The 15,547-nt window shown below is 70.4% G+C and carries 12 protein-coding genes; 7 read left to right on the top strand and 5 right to left on the bottom strand.

The window, feature by feature from the left end; genetic code table 11:
- Positions 1-590, top strand: a 590-nt coding sequence (locus NP777_RS41970) for a nuclease-related domain-containing protein (protein ID WP_256655451.1), incomplete at its 5' end; no start/stop codon positions are given.
- A gap of 64 nt (positions 591-654) precedes the next feature.
- Here the strand turns inward: NP777_RS41970 and NP777_RS41965 are convergent.
- Entirely contained in the window at positions 655-1,272 is a 618-nt protein-coding gene (locus NP777_RS41965) for a hypothetical protein (RefSeq protein ID WP_256655450.1), read from the bottom strand.
- A 349-nt stretch (positions 1,273-1,621) separates the two neighbouring features.
- On the opposite strand from NP777_RS41965, the gene NP777_RS41960 reads away from it, so the two are divergent.
- The 6 genes from NP777_RS41960 to NP777_RS41935 all read left to right on the top strand — a co-directional run bounded on the left by NP777_RS41960 (position 1,622) and on the right by NP777_RS41935 (position 10,340).
- The gene (locus NP777_RS41960; RefSeq protein WP_256655449.1) at positions 1,622-2,254 is read left to right on the top strand and encodes a hypothetical protein; all 633 of its coding nucleotides are present in this window, start codon (positions 1,622-1,624) and stop codon (positions 2,252-2,254) included.
- Complete coding sequence (locus NP777_RS41955) at positions 2,251-2,583, top strand: hypothetical protein (protein ID WP_256655448.1); 333 nt, start codon at positions 2,251-2,253, stop codon at positions 2,581-2,583. The genes NP777_RS41960 and NP777_RS41955 overlap by 4 nt, the downstream gene beginning before the upstream one ends.
- Positions 2,580-3,164, top strand: coding sequence for a hypothetical protein (locus NP777_RS41950; protein ID WP_256655447.1), 585 nt, complete (start codon positions 2,580-2,582; stop codon positions 3,162-3,164). The genes NP777_RS41955 and NP777_RS41950 overlap by 4 nt, the downstream gene beginning before the upstream one ends.
- A gap of 320 nt (positions 3,165-3,484) precedes the next feature.
- Positions 3,485-3,811: an HNH endonuclease gene (locus NP777_RS41945; RefSeq protein ID WP_256655446.1), complete on the top strand. Its 327-nt coding sequence runs from the start codon at positions 3,485-3,487 to the stop codon at positions 3,809-3,811.
- Positions 3,812-4,807: 996 nt separating this feature from the next.
- On the top strand, positions 4,808-9,838 hold the full coding sequence (mobF, locus tag NP777_RS41940) for a MobF family relaxase (protein WP_256655445.1): 5,031 nt from the start codon (positions 4,808-4,810) through the stop codon (positions 9,836-9,838).
- Positions 9,839-9,914: 76 nt separating this feature from the next.
- Positions 9,915-10,340 (top strand): hypothetical protein, encoded by a 426-nt coding sequence (locus tag NP777_RS41935; RefSeq protein ID WP_256655444.1) that lies wholly within the window; start codon positions 9,915-9,917, stop codon positions 10,338-10,340.
- A gap of 75 nt (positions 10,341-10,415) precedes the next feature.
- Here the strand turns inward: NP777_RS41935 and NP777_RS41930 are convergent, their stop codons facing one another.
- The 4 genes from NP777_RS41930 to NP777_RS41915 all read right to left on the bottom strand — a co-directional run bounded on the left by NP777_RS41930 (position 10,416) and on the right by NP777_RS41915 (position 15,545).
- Positions 10,416-11,462 carry a hypothetical protein gene (locus NP777_RS41930; RefSeq protein WP_256655443.1) on the bottom strand — a complete coding sequence of 349 codons (1,047 nt, stop codon included), beginning with the start codon at positions 11,460-11,462 and terminating at the stop codon, positions 10,416-10,418.
- A 4-nt stretch (positions 11,463-11,466) separates the two neighbouring features.
- A complete protein-coding gene (locus NP777_RS41925; RefSeq protein WP_256655442.1) occupies positions 11,467-12,402 on the bottom strand; it encodes a ParA family protein in 936 nt (311 codons plus the stop codon).
- Between the two features lie 89 nt (positions 12,403-12,491).
- Entirely contained in the window at positions 12,492-13,214 is a 723-nt protein-coding gene (locus NP777_RS41920) for a hypothetical protein (RefSeq protein ID WP_256655441.1), read from the bottom strand.
- The gene (locus NP777_RS41915) at positions 13,215-15,545 is read right to left on the bottom strand and encodes a type IV secretory system conjugative DNA transfer family protein (protein ID WP_256655440.1); all 2,331 of its coding nucleotides are present in this window, start codon (positions 15,543-15,545) and stop codon (positions 13,215-13,217) included.
- Positions 15,546-15,547: the final 2 nt, after the last annotated feature.

Here is a 15,547-nt window from a genome sequence, read left to right as displayed (position 1 = left end):
CCGCCGTCGCCATCGTGTGGCAGGCCGGGCTGGTCGTAGCCTTGGGCATCGTGGCGTACGGCGTCCGGCAGACCTACCGCCGCGCGGACGACTCATGGGGCAAGGGCGCCGCGGGCGAGAAGGCAACCGCCCGATTACTGGCCCCGCTGGAGCGTCGCGGGTACGCCGTGCTGCACGACCGGGCCATCCCCCGGTCCAGGGCGAACCTGGATCACCTGGTGATCGGCGCGGCCGGGGTCGCGTACGTGGACAGCAAGGCGTGGGTGTCGAAGAAGTCGAAGCTCACCTTGACGGGCGGCACCCTCCGGTACGGCCGATACGACCAGACCGATGCCCTGCGCAAGGTCGTGTGGGAAGCGCAGCAGGCCAGCCGCGCACTGGGCTGCGAGGTACGGCCGTTCGTCGCCGTCCACGGCGCCAAGGTCCCCGGGTTCTGGCGACGGATAGAGGTCCAGGGCGTCACCGTCATCGCCGCGCGGAAACTGCCGCGCCTGCTCCAGAACCTCCCGCCACAGCAGGGCTGGACGCCAGATCGCATCACCGCCGTCGAGCAGCTGGCCCTACAGCGCCTGCCCCTGCACGGAGGCTGACCGCCCCGGCGAGCAGCAAAGAGGAAGGGCCCGGCACCTGCCGGGCCCTTCCTGTATCCCGGGGTCAATCCGCGCGGTCCAGGTCGAGCAGCACCCGCAGGCTCTCCCCCGCCGCCCACCGCTGCAGCTGGCCCCGGTCGACCAGGTGCACGTTGTTGCGCGCCGCCCACACGACCCGCCCCCGGCCGAAGGCCCCGGACGACACGATCAGCAGCAAGGGCGCGGGTCCCTCCCTCTCCTCCGGACCGTCGTCGTCCGGGGCCGCGCTCACCGGGCGCAGCGTCGCCGCCGGGGGCGGGCCATCCTGCCCGGCCGCCTCGATCCCGCGCTCGAAGGCACAGCCCATGCGCCGCCCACCGGGGTCGTTGCCGACCAGGTGCACCGTGCCCCGGTCGTTGACGAGCACCCCCTTGGCCGTCCACCCGTCGCGCAGCAGCAGCCGACCGACGATCCGGCGGAACTCCCGGTCGTCGGCCGCGTCGATCTGGCCGAGGGTGAAGCGCACCGCGCGGCGCCGGTTGCGGGCCGCGACCTCCCGCCGGCGCAGCACCACTGCCCGCACCCCGCACGCACAGGCGCCCGCGGCGAGCAGCGCCGCCCACCAGCCCAGCCGCGCCCACAGCCAGCCGATGACGAACAGCGGTAACCCGAGGGCGACCAGCACCGCGAGGAACGCAGGCATGACCTCCCACCAACGCGGCCCGTACTCGCCGCGCAGGATCACCTGCAGTACCTCACGCTGACGCCACGCGCGTCGGGTCCCCTCCGGAGACCGGCGCAGCCGCCACACGTCGCTCACCCCCACCACCCCCAGTCGTGCACGGACGCCCATGTCATATCTGCCCGCCCGGGTCGGAGTACAGCTACGCCGCCGCAGATCAGCCGCATACGCCCGGCCCGCTCCCACCACGCGAGCTAATAACAAGCCCTGCGGGCCGCCGAGCAGTTCCTCACACCCAGACGACAAATCAGTTACCACGGAAACTCTGTTCCCCTGGTAACTCAGTTACCGGGCCGGTATCGTGGTGAGTATGACGACCGATGAGATGGGCGCCCGTATCGACGCCTTCCTGCTGCAGCGGTTCGACCCACCGTGGACGGACCCCACCGCCGAGCAGGCCGACCAGTGCCGCGCGCGTATCGAGGACGTGGCCCGGGAACTGGTCCGCAGCATCTCCGCCCGCGAGGCCCACCTGCGCGACCTGTCCCGTGACGTCGCCGGGACGCTCACCCTGTCGAACGGGGAGACGGCCGACTGGAACCTCTCGATGCTCCGCGCCCTGCGGCAGATCAAGACCGAGACCGAACGTCTCGCCGACGACTTCGCGGCCGAGGCGGGCATGCACGGCGCCAACTACCCCGACCTCGGGGCTGCCTGGGGCATCACCCGTCAGGGTGCCCGCAAGCGCTGGTCGCACACGGTCAGCGCCCTCAACCCCGACACCTACCGAGGCCGCGAGCCCATCCACTTCGAGGCGTTCGGCGGCGAAGCCCGCGTCAGCTTCCACCCTGACGACGGCGGATGGTGGTGGATCGCCACGGCCGCCAACCGCCGGACCGCCGAGGCCCCCGAGGGCGTCACGTACGACACGAGCGAGGAAGCGAGTGCCGCTGCCGGCGCCTTCCTCGCGGCCAACACCACGACGGACGGAGTCACCACGTGAGCACCGAGACCACCACCCCGGCCGCCGGCGCGTTCGCCCAGGCGCTCGCCGAGCTGGCCGACGGATACCCGACCGACCCGGAGGGCACCGCGCCCGTGACCGTCACGGTCGCCGACCCGGTGACCGGCGAGCAGCACCAGGTCCCGATCGAGCCCGGCCAGCTCGACTGGGTGACCGCCCTGGTGCGCGGTGAGCTGGACACCTTCCGCGCCGCCCACCCCGACGGCACCGGCTACTGCGGGCACTGCCACGGCACCGGCCTCGCGGGCGGACCGGGCGCCGCCGCCCTGCTCGACGAGCCGCCCGCCGACGACGGAAGCCGCCCATGATGTCCATCACACCGCCGCCGTGCCCGGAGTGCTCGACCGTGACCGAGCGGATCCAGGTCGAGGGCGAAGAGGTCTGGCGCTGCACCGCGCCCGACTGCACCCGCCGGACCTACGGCACCGGCGACGAGAACGACGACCAAGACCTCCCGTCGTACAGCGAGACGGACGCCGACGGCGCGGTCGTGTGCTTCCACGGCACCGGCGAGGTCGACTTCGAGGCAACCGCCGAGCTGGCCGTCCAAGACGACCCCGCCGACGAGAACCCGGACGACGACGCCGACCCCCTGCCCGCGCCGGCCGCCGCGGCGTGGGAGCCCCAGGCGCGCGAGATCCGTGTGCAGGACCTCGCCCATGTCCTCGCCGGCGGATGGGTGCGGATCTACGGCGACCCGCCGGAGGGGTGGCGGCACTTCACCGAGGCCGCCTACGACCCCGACCACGACACCACCGTGGCCATCACGTACAGCGACGGGGAAGTGGTGCGCGAGTGGCCGTGGCCCCAGGCGCTGCTCATACACGCGGACCCCGACACCATCCCCACCACGACCCGGCCTGGCCCCGCCCGGCTGGTGCAGCGGTGAACTTCCCCAGCGGGCAGCGGCCCGCAGTTCCCCACGCCGAACTTCCCCACCCGGCCCGTGGGGAAGAAGCCGCCCACCTTCCCCGGGGTGGGGAAGACCTCCGAGCCGGGGAAGGTGGGGAAGTCGACTTGTCTTCCCCACCGGGGAACAGCGTGGAGTGGGGAAGGCTCCTTGCCGATGGGGAAACCGTCGCGCGGTACTGGAGCCACGTTCTCCGGCGCGGCCCCGCCGACTGTTGGTGGTGGACCGGCGGACTGAGCGACACGGCCCACGGGACGTTCCGCGCGACGTCGCTCCCCGGCGACAAACGGCGCGGCACCATGCCAGCCCACCTGTTCGGCTACCGGCTCGCCCACGGCGCCGAGTCGATCCCCCGCGGCCACGTCGTGCGGCACACCTGCGACGAGCCGCCGTGCCAGAACCCCGCCCACTGGCTGCTCGGCACCCGGGGCGACAACAACCGCGACGCCGCGAGTCGCCGCAGGTTGGCGGGCCACGCGCTCGCCGACGTACGCGGCGCGATCGGCCGGGCGCGGGCGGTCCAGGCCGCCATCGCTGCCGCCGACCCCGACCACCTCGACGAGGCGATTGCCGCCGCGCTCGTGGCCGGCAACCCGACGGGGGCGCACCAGGACTCTCTCTTCTGACCGACCGGCAGTACCCCCGGGGCGGGATCAATTGGTCCCGCCCCGTCGCGTGCGCGGAGGGGCGGGGCGGGGCGGGGTGCGGGGAAGGCGGGGTGGGGAACCCGGGCGGGGATGTTCGTCTGCGACTCGCGGCAGCATTCCCCGCCGTCGCTTCCCCACCGCGCGGGGAAACCGCGCGCCGTCCGGCGGGGTGGGGAAGCAGCCGCCCGTGGGGAACTTCCCCAGCGCCGGAGTGGGGAAGACCGGGCCGGGTGGGGAAGTTCCCCGGCTCGCCGGACTTCCCCGGCGCGGCCGAGTTCCCCACCTTCCCCACGCTCGACGTGACTTCCCCGGGTCCGGGGAACGGGTGCGGCCGGAAGTTCCCCAGCCGCCGTCGAGGGGACGCCGCCGTTCCCCACGCGCGGCGCGGCGGGCGGGGAAGTTCCCCGGCGCCAGTCACGCACTGTGGCCGCCGACCCGGGTCGGCGGGGAAGCCGGCCGCCGCGCTGACGCGCGCGGCCGGGGTGGGTGGGGAAGGCCGCCGCCCTTCGACCGGTGGCTGGTAACAGTCGACCCCCGCCGGGAAGCCCGGCGGGGGTCGATGTCGTCGGTGCCGACCGTAGCGCACGGGTGCGGCGGGTGGCCACCACCGCTTCCAGATATGGGCGTCGGCACCCCGGTGGGCGCCCCGCCCGCCGCGAGGACCGGTGGCCGGTGCTGGCCGTGCCCGCCGACCGGCGCATTTCGGGGCAAGAGGCGCGCAGCACCGCATCGGGCCGAGGCCCCCCGATGCGGGCCGTAGCCCGCCGCCAAGGCCGCAGGACCGACCCATTCCCGCCGTGGAACCTCCGATTCTGACCCTCTGCAGCCCTAGGCCATCGGACCCCATCTCTCATCTTGATCATCCGGACCACCTACAGACCGTAAGGCTCATGCTCACTACAACAAGCCAGCACACCTATGCATCACGATCCGATGGCTACTAATGATCTTGAAATTCGCTTACTCTGTGTCTCGATGTTGTCGATCTCCGCTGGTAGCGATCCTCGGTACCTGACCAAGGAAGTTGGTCAGGGCGCCGAGCACTACTACCTGCGCAGCATCGGCGAGGCGGGCGAGCCGCCCGGCTACTGGCTCGGTGAGGGCCTGGACGAGCTGGGCCTGTCCGGCGAGGTGCAGAACGAGGTCTTCGAGGATCTCTACACGCACTGGATCGACCCTCGGAAGCGCGACGAGATGTACGTGAAGCTCGAAGCGATCCCGCACGAGGAGGGCACCGAGGAGTACGCCAAGGCGGAGAAGAAGATCCGCAAGGCGGCGACGCTCGGCAACGCGCCGAAGACCTACGAGAAGGCGTACGAGAAGCGCCTCGAGGCGGCGATGGAGAAGGCCCGTGCGGCGGCCCCACGCGGGGAACTGAGCCCGGAGCAGGTCAAGAGCATCGAGTTCTCCGTCCGTAAGGAAGCCCCGTCCGCGACGCTTTACTACGACCTGACCTTCAGCGCCCCGAAGTCGTGGTCGGTCTACCACGCGAGCTTGCAGGTCAAGGCGATGGAGGCCCGGGAGGCGGGCGACGCGGAGACGGCTGCGGAGTACACCCGCAAGGCCGAGCAGGTCTGGGACTGTTGGAAGGAAGGCGTCCAGGCTGGCCTGCAGCACATGCAGGAGGAGGCGGGCTACTCCCGGGCCGGGCACCATGGCCAGGCCGTTGAGGGTCGGGCGAGCGGCCGGTACGTGGACGCCCATGAGTTCGTCGTCGCTGGATTCGCCCAGCACACGAGCCGTAACGACGACCCCCAGCTGCACGTCCATACGGCCGTGCTGGCCAAGGTCAAGACCGTAGATGTCGATGCGGTCACCGGTCAGGAGAAGACCGTGTGGCGCTCCCTCGACGGCCGCGGGCTGTTCAAGCACAAGCAGGCCGCCGGGCACATCGCCGAGTTAGTCGGCAACGAGGCCCTGGAGCGCGTGATGGGCGTCCGCGTCGAGATGCGCCCGGACGGCAAGGCCCGCGAGATCGTGGGCATCAGCCAGGAGAAGCGTGACCTGCACAGCAGCCGTCGCATGGGCATCCTGGAGGGCGTCGCCGAGCTGGAGAAGGCGTACGAGGAGAAGAACGGCGTCAAGCCGAACGCGTACGTGCTGGCCCGCATGTCGGAGTACGTCACGCTCGACCAGCGCAACGCCAAGAAGCACGACGCCACCACCCGTGACCAGCTGCTTCAGCGCTGGGAGACGGCGACCCAGGACCGCTTCCGTGAGAGCCTCGCGGACATCCCGGACCAGGTCGCCGACCGGTCCGCCGTGCACCAGCTGCACCGGCCGGCCAAGGAGTTCGACCCCGAGGTCATCCAACGCCGGGCGATCGAGGCCGTGCAGGAGGCCAAGCCCACCTGGACCAGGCCCGACCTGATCGTGGAGCTGACCAAGCAGCTGCCCGACACGCTCGGTGGGCTGGAGGCCCACCAGGTCACCGACCTGCTCAACAAGCTGGCCGACGACGCGCTCTCCCCCACCGCCGACAACGGCGTGGTGTGTACGAAGGCCCCGGCCCTGGTCGAGATCCCGGCCGAGCTGCAGCGCCGAGACGGCACGTTCGTCTACGAGCCCAACCCGGCAACCTTCGACCGGTACGCCACCGAGGAGCACATCCGCGTCGAGGAACGGCTGCGGCAGTTCGCGGGCGAGCGCGGCGCCCCGACCGTGCCCGCTGAGCTGGTCGAGGAGGTCATCGAGCGCCGCGGCCTCAAGGGCGCCCAGGCCGACTTCGTCCGTTCCGCGGCCACCTCCGGGCGCAAGGTCGACCTGCTGGTCGGCCCGGCCGGCGCCGGTAAGAGCTACACGCTTGCCGCCCTCACCGAGGTCTGGGAGTCCCACAACGACGGCAAGGTCATCGGTCTGGCCAGCGGCCAGCGCGCCGCCGAGGTCCTCAAGGAAGAGGGCATCGAGAACGTCGCCAACATCGAGATGTTGCTGCTCAAGAACAAGGCCATCGCCGAGGGCAAGAACGTCCCCGACGCCGACAAGTACCGGATCCCCCGGGGTGCCCTGGTGGTCCTCGACGAGAACGGCATGACCGACACCACCGACATCAACGAGATCCGCAAGCTGGTCGAGGCCAGTGGCGCCAAGACCATTCCCGCCGGTGACCCCGCGCAGCTGCCCGCCGTCGGCGCGGGCGGCATGTTCGCGCAGTGGGTTGAAGAGGCGCCGGGCGTGCACTTCCTCGATGAGGTCCGCCGTTTCCGGGACGTCGACCCGGTCACCGGCGAGAAGGTCACGCGGCAGTGGGAGGCCGACGCCTCGCTCAAGCTGCGCACCGGCGACCCCGAGGCCCTGGAGCAGTACGAGCTGCGCCGCCGCTTCCGCGGTGGCTCCGCCGAGGAGATGACCGAGCGCGCCTACCAGGCATGGCTGACCGACCACCTTGACGGCAAGAACCCACTGCTCATCGCTTCCGACAACGCTCAGGTTGCGGAGTTGTCGGCCCGGGTGCGTGCCGACCTGGTCCGTGCCAAGCGGGTCTCCGAGGACGGTGTGGTGCTGCGCACCGGCCGCGAGGACCACGGCATCGAGACCAAGGCAGGTGTGGGCGACCTGATCCAGCTGCGCCGCAACGACCGGAAGATCACTGCCGAGAACGGCGACTTCGCGGTCAACCGCACGGTCGCCAAGGTCACCGGGATCAGCGACAACGGGGCGCTGATGGTGCAGCTGGAGGACGGCGCCCGGATGCATCTCCCGGCCGCGTACGTGAAGGAGCACGTCGAGCTGGCCTACGCCGCCACCGTGCACGGTGCCCAGGGCCGCACGGTCGGGGTGTGCCACTCGCTGGTCGACGAGACGACCAGCCGCGAGGCGCTGTACGTCATGCTCACCCGCGGCGAGGCCGGGAACTTCGGCTACGTCATCACCCATCGGGACGACATCAAGCAGGAGGACATTCCCGACTACCTCGCCACGCTCAACTCGGCGCTGCAGCGCAGCAGCCTGGAGAAGACCGCGACGCGCACGATCGAGGGCGAGCTGGAGCGCCGCGAGCACCTCGCGGTCCTCGAACCCGTCTGGTCGGGGGTCAAGGACCAGCAGGCCGAGGAGAAGTACGGCCGGGCCCTGTACCAGGCGCTGGGCTCCGAGGAGTACGAGCGGCTGTGCTCCGAGGAGTCCTACGGCAGCCTCATGCGGCTGGCCCGGCACGTCGAGGAGCAGGGATACGACGCCGAGGACCTGCTGGTCCGCACGGCCCGTTCCCGTGAGCTGGACAGCGCCGACGACCACGCCGCGACCCTGCACTGGCGCCTTGAGCGGGCCTACGAGCACGCCGAGCGCACCAAGGTCCTCGCCGAGGAAGCCGAACAGCGCGCCGCCCTCACCGAGCAGCGCCAGAAGGTCGACGCGGCGATCGAGGCCGCGCACGAGCCGGTGGACCCGGACGAGCTGCAGCAGCTGGTCGACGAGACCCCGCACGCGGAACTGCTCAAGCAGACGCTCGCCAACCAGGAGTACCTGGAGACGCTGCAGCGCGACACCGACGAGGACGGCCAGGCCAAGCAGCAGGACCAGATGGCCAACGCCCGCGAGGCCGCCGAGGAACTGACCGACGCCGACGTCCAGGGCCTGGTGCTCGACGTGCCCGCGGGCCCCGAGGAGGTGAACCCCCACTTCGAGGAGCTGATGAAGCAGAACGACGCCTTCGCGCTGAACGTGGATGTCCTCCACGCTGGCCAGGACAACGAGGTTGCCCAGCGGCAGGCCGCCGAGCGCGAGGCGCAGTGGGAGGCCACGGATTCCTACGCCTCCCGCACCCCGACGCTCCCGGGCGACCTGGGCCGCTTCATGGACGAGTGGGCCACCGAGATGGACCAGCGCGTCGAGCGGCTCGGTCAGCGCGTCGCCGAGCAGGAGCCTCAGTGGGCGATCGAGCGGCTGGGACCGGTACCCGAGGACCCGATCGACCGTGCGGACTGGGAGCTGCGAGCCGGCCGGGTCGAGCGCTACCGCGAGGCCCACGGCCACGACGACGAGCGCAGCGCCATCGGCCAGGCGCCGCCGCGCGGCTCGGTCGAGGCCCGCGCCGACTGGGAGCGGGCACGCCGCGCCCTGGGCGTCGACGAGCGCGAGGCCGACATCGCCCGCGCCTCGGACGAGACGCTGAACAAGATGGTCGAGCGCGGCGAGCGCGAAGAGGACTGGGCACCGCCGTACGTCGCCGACCAGATGCAGCAGGCTTTCGCCGCGCAGCGCGACTTCGCCGACCAGGCCACGCAGATGGAACTGCGCGCCCAGGAGATGGCGGAGAAGGAGACCGCGGCCCACGAGGAGCGCGTCAACCAGGCCATGTACGAGGTCTCGAAGGCAACCGGCTACAACGAGCACCAGCAGGCCCTCGCCCAGTCGATGGCGCTGCAGCAGGTGCCCACGCTCCAGGCGGAGATCGACCCGAGCGACCTGGTGAAGGACACCCTCGACCGGGCGGAGACCAGCCGCAACATCGCCGAGACGATGGGCGACCGCGCGCTCAAGTACCAGGAGGTCCAGCAGGCCCGGGAGCAGTGGGTCGAGGAGACCCAGACCATCCGGGACGAAGCAGACCTCGCACGCACCGAGCTGGAGCGCCGCGCCCCCGAGCCGACCGTCGCAGAAACAGCTGCAACGGCTCCCGAGCCCGAGGACGACTCGTTGACGGCGATCTACGACCGGGAGTACCTGGAGCGAGCCATTGAGCAGGCTCGGCAGGCCGAGGGAATCCTCGCCGAACGTGTCCAGGAGCGGGAGCAGGCCGCCGAGCGGCAGAGGGAGGCAGAGCGGCAGTCGCAGGCCGAGGAGATCGACCGCGAGCGCCGGGACACCGGGATCGACTTCGAGGCCGAGTACGAGCGGCTGGGCCAGGAACTGGCCGGGCACGACCAGGACATGAACTCGTCGGCCCCCAGCTCCCCCGCCGCTCCTGCGCCGGAGATCGCTGCGCCCGAGCCGGAGCCCATCGCTGTCCCGGCCCCGGAGCCGCCGCCGTCCATGCCGGACCTGGACACCGACATCGACATGTAGCTGAAGGGCCAGCGGAGGCGACCGCTGGCCCTTCGTCCTTCTGCCCCGTGTCTGCGTGGCCCGCTACCGTGCCTGTATGGCTGAGAACCCGATGTGGAACAGGCCCGGCGCCATGCCGCCGGCCGAGGCGCCCGTGACGCAGCAGGGGGTCCCTCCCCTGCCAGATACGGCACCTGCAGAAGCCACCACAGTCGGACGGCGAACCATCGCGGAGATCACGGCCCTGGTTGAGAACATCCAGTACGCCCTAAGCCAGGGCTACGAGATGCCGGAGTTCCACGAGGGCGTGCGGGACGCCTACCGGTGGGTGCTTGGCCAGAGCGCTGCTTCGTACACCGGCCGCATGGGCATTCCTGACGGAGCGCAGCTGAGGGCCGAGGACGACGCTGCCGATGAGGCGCTGCGCACGGGCCCTCGCCGCAAGCACGCCAACGGCGTACAGCACGCCGTGATGTGGGTACGCGGCCTGACCGACGACCAGCCGTGGTTCTGGCACGGCTGAAGTTCTGCCTCATTCGCAGTGAAGCCCGCCCCGGTGAACAGGGCGGGTTTCACTCGTTCCGGTGCCGGGGCGATCTCAGGTCGCGGAGCCTTCCAGATGCTCGGCATTGTCGTGTTCTGCCTGGGTGGGCACGGTCAGGTCCATCGGTCCCGGCGCGCGGTCGGTCACGCCGTTCAGCTCGCGCGTGATCGTGCGCAGGTCCGTGATCAGCGCGCTGTACCGCTCGGGGTCGTGTTCGGCGACCGCCTCCCTGAAGGTGGGCGCCTTGATGGTCTTGCGGACCGTCTTGAGGGTGCGGAGTGCTTTGTCCAGCGCATCGAGATGAGGAGTGACGATCTCGGCCTCGACGACGTCGTCCTGCGCTTCCTCGGGCTCCCCTGCGGCCCCGTCCTGGGCTTCGGGACCAATTGGTCCAGCGAGCGCGTCGAGCGCCAGCTCCTGCAGGGTGGCCTTCCGCTGCTCGACTTCCTGGGGCAGCCCGGTCTCCTCGACCTTCTTGCGGAAGTTGGCCAGCACCTTCGCGGTCACCTTGGCGCCGGTCGTGTCCGCCACCTCGTTCGCGACGACGTACATGTCCTCGGCGATGTCCTGGGGCAGGGTCTTCTTCTCCTTGCCTTTGGCCCTGACCAGTTCGCGGATCTGCCCCTCGACGGGGGCCGTGCCGGTGCGGGAGGTGATGGCCAGGGCGAGTGTGGAGCCCGTCACCCAGCGGCGGGCCTGACGTGGTACCACCTCCGGCACCAGGTCGGCCATGTACGCCTCGATGGTGGGGTGGGTTTCGCGGAACCACTGGCCCTTCTTGGCCGCGGCAAAGCCTTGGCCCATCACCCAGATCGCGGCCTTGCCGACCTTGCTTGCCGCGACGATGACGGTCTCGGTCTCCTCCTTCTGCTGCTTCTCCGCGTCCGTCAGCGGGGAGACGTCGCCCTCTTCGACTTCCGCGACGTCGTCGAGGCTGGGCAAGGAGCCGGCCAGGGCCACCACGGAGTCGTAGACGGCGGCAGGGTCCTGCTTCGGGACTTCGAGGAGTTTTCCGGTCTGGGTGCCGACGTCGTCGGTCCCGCTGGATCCGTCGAGGCCGGCGAACTCGTCGTCGGCGACGTCCTGGTTACGTGCCGCCACGTCGTCAGCTCACCTTCTGCTTGGGGGCGACGAGGAGGTCAGCCGCCCGGTCGTAGTCGAGGGTCGGTTTCTCGTTGGGCGTGTGCATTCGCAGCGGGCGCTTCCCCAGCGACGCCCACCCGGCCTGGGTCGACTCGCGGCACGGGACGATCAGGGCGTCGGGGAACGCCTTGTTCATCTCGCGCCCGATCCGGCGGTGCAGGGAGTCCTTCTTGAAGTCCGTGAAGAACACCGCGCGTACCTGCAGCGAGGGGTTCATTCGCTTGCGGACGGTCTTGATGGTGGTGACCACGGAGCCTGTGCCGACGACCTCCAGGCCGCCGTCCTGGACGGCGATGGCGACGTCGTCGGAGGCGACCAGGGCGGCCACGGTGAGCTTGCCGAGGTTGGGGCCGGAGTCGATGATCGTGATGTCCCAGTCTTCGGTGTCGGCCCGCAGCGCGTCGCGCAGCAGCGACTCGGGGCTGAACACCTGCTGGGGCGTGGCGTTCTCCACGTCGCCGAGGCTCGGGTCGGAGGGCACTAGGTACAGGCCCTGGTAGACCGTGGGGTAGGTGGTCTCGCGCAGCGTCGCCTCGCCGAAGAAGACGTCGCGCAGCGTGCGCCGGTCCTTCGCGTCGGCGGGGTAGCAGGTCTCCTTGAGCCAGGCCGAGAGCGCGGCCTTCTGCGGGTCGGCGTCGATCAGCCGCACCCGCAGGCCGCGGGCCGCGTAGGCCATCGCCAGCTCCAGGGCGGTGATGGTCTTGCCCACCCCGCCCTTCTGGTTGGCCAGGGCGATGACGCGCGGCGAGATGGCCGGCCGGAAGGTGGGCGGCACGACAATGCCGGGCCGCCAGTGGTGGAACGTGGTGTCCACGTCCCACTCGGTGACGATATCGAGGAATTCGAGATCCACATCGAGCACCGGCACCGGTACTGTCTGGGGTTGCAGTGCAGTCATAGCCCGGACCGTACCGGGTGCACACGCAGCAACGGCCCGCTCCGTCGTTTGACGGGCGGGCCGTTTGTTGTCTGCTGCAGGCTAGGGCGTCAGTCGCCCGGGGTCTCCTCCTCGCCGTCCTTCTTCTCGGGCTTACGGCGCTTGGCGATGTTGCGCTCCACGTACGGGAAGAAGCCGGGGTCCACGAAGTCGGTGATAGTGAAGGCCGGAGGCGCGGGCGTCTCGTCTCCCACCGTGGGCTGCTTGGGCATCGGCACCGGGTGCTTGGGCTTTTTGAGGTCGTCCCGTGGAAGGCCGCAGTTCTTCAGTTCCTCCTTGAGCAGGGTCTCGGTCTGCGGCCACCAGCGGAACTCCCACTCCAGCGCGCGCGTCGGTGGGACCTTCGTGGTCTCGTACGACCACTGGTGGGCCCCGCGCAGGGCGGTCAGCGCGATGCGCACGCGGGTGTGCCGGTACCAGCAGGGCTTCCACACGTCCTGGGCGTAGATGGGCCACAGGACGTTCTGGCACCACCCGGTCAGCCAGTCCCACAGCTCCCGGGCCTGATCCTGGTCGATGTCGTCGGTCCAGTTCGGGGAGACACCCGGCCAGTCCGGCTCGGGCTCGGGTTCCGGCTCGGCCTGCAGCGCCACGAACGCCTCGGTGACCGCAGTGAGCTGCTCCTTGAGGCCGCCCACTTTGGTGGCCAGCCCCTCCAGCTCCTGCTTGAGTTTCTGGTTCTCCAGGTCCGCCAGGCGCTTGCGGGCATCGGACACGTTGCCCGTCAGCGTCAGCAGCATCTCGCCGACGCTGACCTTCATGTCGTCCGCCATTTAGAACCCTGTCTCGTCGTCGTCGCCCCAGCCGTCGTCCGTTCCGGGGTCGGCGTTGCCGTCGGTGCCGGTCTTGCGCAGCGGGATGGGGGCAGTGCGGTCGGCGGGCTTGTCCGCAGCGGATTCGGGCTGCGGCGGGACCTGCTCGAGGTGACCGGTCGGCTCGAAGTCCGGCTTTTGCGGAACAACGGGGGGCTGCTCGGGCCTGGGCGGTACGACCTCACCGCGGACGACCTGGGCGTCGCGCTGGCCGGGCAGTGGCGCGGGGGACCAGGTGCTGGCCGCCGGGTCGGCCGTCCACGGGCTGATGTCCGGTCCGGTCGGCGCCCACGGGTCCGCGGGCTGCGGCGGACCCCACAGGTCGGCCGGCGCTTCCCGCACGGGAGGTGCGGGGACCGTGGCGGCGACGGACGCCTTGCGCTTGCGGGCCTTGCGTTCCGCTTTCGCTGCCTTCTTGTCCGCCTTCTCGGCGGTCTTGATGTCCTTGCGGTCCCACACCGGGGTGAAGTGCGCGAGGACCGGACCGCCCAGGTGCTTGCGCAGGATCAGAAGCTCTCCGGGCTCCAGATTCATGATCTCCGAGGCCGTCATGGTGTCGACCTCGACCTTGGTCCAGGACACCGACTCCTTCATCGTGCCGTCCGGGCCCGGGGTCCTGGAGCGGCTTTCCTTCTTCTCCTTGTGCTTGCCGCACAGTTCGGACAGGTCTTGCAGGTGCTCCTTGTTGGACAGGCCGCCGAGCACCAACTTCACGCAGTTGTCCCAGATGGTCTGGTAGCCGAACTTCCCCCACCGCTCGTAGATCTGCGCCGGGCTCTGGAAGCACGCGTGGATGTTGATGCCCAGGCCGCGGCTGTCGGCCGTCCACAGCGGCAGCGGCACGCTGCAGATCAGCGCCGCCTCGTCCAGGACCATCGTCCAGGGCGGGTCCAGGCGTCCGCCCCTGTTCATCGGGGCCATCACGCGCGCGGCCTCGTAGATCTCACCGGTGAGGCAGGTGAACAGTGGGCCGATGCTGCCCATGCCGTCCTCGCGGCCGAGCAGGTAGAGAGTGTCGTGCGAGGTGAGGTAGGCGTCGATGTCGAACTGCGGGGTGCCCGGGTCGTGGGCCGCCGCGACGATCTGCTGGACGCGGGGGGCGTCGAGGAACATGAACGTCTTGGACAGCGTGCCGAACACGTTCTCCGACGTCGTGGGCTTGCCCTCGACCTTCTGCACCTGCTCCAGGTCCTCCTTCCAGCCGCGCGGCGCGACCGGACGGGAGGGGTTGAACGGGTCGGGGTGCTCGTACTTCTCGAAGATGGAGATGGCCTCGGTGTTGCGGACGCTCTTGGTCCAGCGGGCCACGTCCAGCAGGCTCAGCCCTTCCGCGTCGGCCGCCCACAGGAACGCCTTGAGCACGCTGTAGGACGCGGTCTGCCAAAAGGTGCGGTTCTCCACGCCCTTGGTCGCGTCGCTGCCTTCGAGCAGGTACTGGGCGCGGCGCATGGACCGTTCGACGCCGAGGTCGCGGTCGGAGCAGCCGATCGTCGGGTCCCACGCGATGTTCGAGGAGCGCCCGGCGATGCCCTGCGGGTTCCAGATCAGGATACGGCCGACGCGGGCCCGCAGCCGCTCCGTCCACTCGACGATGTCGAACTTCGTCGAGGTCGCCAGGACGGCGCCTTCGGCGTCGATGATCCAGTTTGCGATCTTCGCCGTCTTGCCCGCACCCATCGGCGCCAGCATCAGGGAGCTTTCCTCGATCGACATGTACAGGTGCAGCTTGGTCTTGCGGTCCTGCCCGAGGTAGACACCGACGGCACTGGTGGGCACCTTGCGCGCGGGCACATCCGCGAGCGAGGGGCGCAGCGTCTTGCGCTTCTTGACCAGCTGGGCATGACCCAGGTGCTTGCGCAGCTGACGCTTGGCCGCAAACCCGTCCTCGTCCGCGGCGAAGTCGAAGTCCCCCCGGACTTTCATGTAGCCGGCGCCGACCAGGCCCAGGCCCATCGCCACGGTCAGCAGCGGCTGGCTCTCGAACAGCGCCGCCCCGCCGTCGGCGAGGACGCCGAAGATGGTGCTCAGGACGTCGCCAGGGCTGGTGTCGTTGGTCGTGGTCTCCGCCGCGAGGAACGTGGCGGGCACGGTCAGCGCGGTGAGCCGGATGCCGGGCCGGGCCAGGAGGTGAGGGGTGGAGAACAGCACGCTCTTGAGCGCATCGCCCTGGACGGGCTCCCACGTCCCGGGCTGCTCGGCGGATTCCCCGGCCGCCGAACTGGCCGAACTGTTGGTGTCGGCGGGAAGGGTGGTCGAGTGGGTCAGGGTGCTGGCCTTACTGTTGTCGTTCACGA

Source organism: Streptomyces rugosispiralis (assembly GCF_024505145.1).
In the GTDB taxonomy this organism is placed as follows: Bacteria; Actinomycetota; Actinomycetes; order Streptomycetales; family Streptomycetaceae; genus Streptomyces; species Streptomyces rugosispiralis.
Note: the sequence above shows the minus strand (reverse complement) of the source record. Positions and strands in the feature narration are given on the sequence as shown.

Excerpts from the sequence above, each read along its gene's own strand:
- NP777_RS41965 (WP_256655450.1), bottom strand. The coding sequence starts at position 1,272 with ATGCCTGCGTTCCTCGCGGTGCTGGTCGCCCTCGGGTTACCGCTGTTC.
- NP777_RS41960 (WP_256655449.1), top strand. The coding sequence starts at position 1,622 with ATGACGACCGATGAGATGGGCGCCCGTATCGACGCCTTCCTGCTGCAG.
- NP777_RS41950 (WP_256655447.1), top strand. The coding sequence starts at position 2,580 with ATGATGTCCATCACACCGCCGCCGTGCCCGGAGTGCTCGACCGTGACC.
- NP777_RS41945 (WP_256655446.1), top strand. The coding sequence starts at position 3,485 with ATGCCAGCCCACCTGTTCGGCTACCGGCTCGCCCACGGCGCCGAGTCG.
- mobF (WP_256655445.1), top strand. The coding sequence starts at position 4,808 with ATGTTGTCGATCTCCGCTGGTAGCGATCCTCGGTACCTGACCAAGGAA.
- NP777_RS41935 (WP_256655444.1), top strand. The coding sequence starts at position 9,915 with ATGGCTGAGAACCCGATGTGGAACAGGCCCGGCGCCATGCCGCCGGCC.
- NP777_RS41925 (WP_256655442.1), bottom strand. The coding sequence starts at position 12,402 with ATGACTGCACTGCAACCCCAGACAGTACCGGTGCCGGTGCTCGATGTG.
- NP777_RS41920 (WP_256655441.1), bottom strand. The coding sequence starts at position 13,214 with ATGGCGGACGACATGAAGGTCAGCGTCGGCGAGATGCTGCTGACGCTG.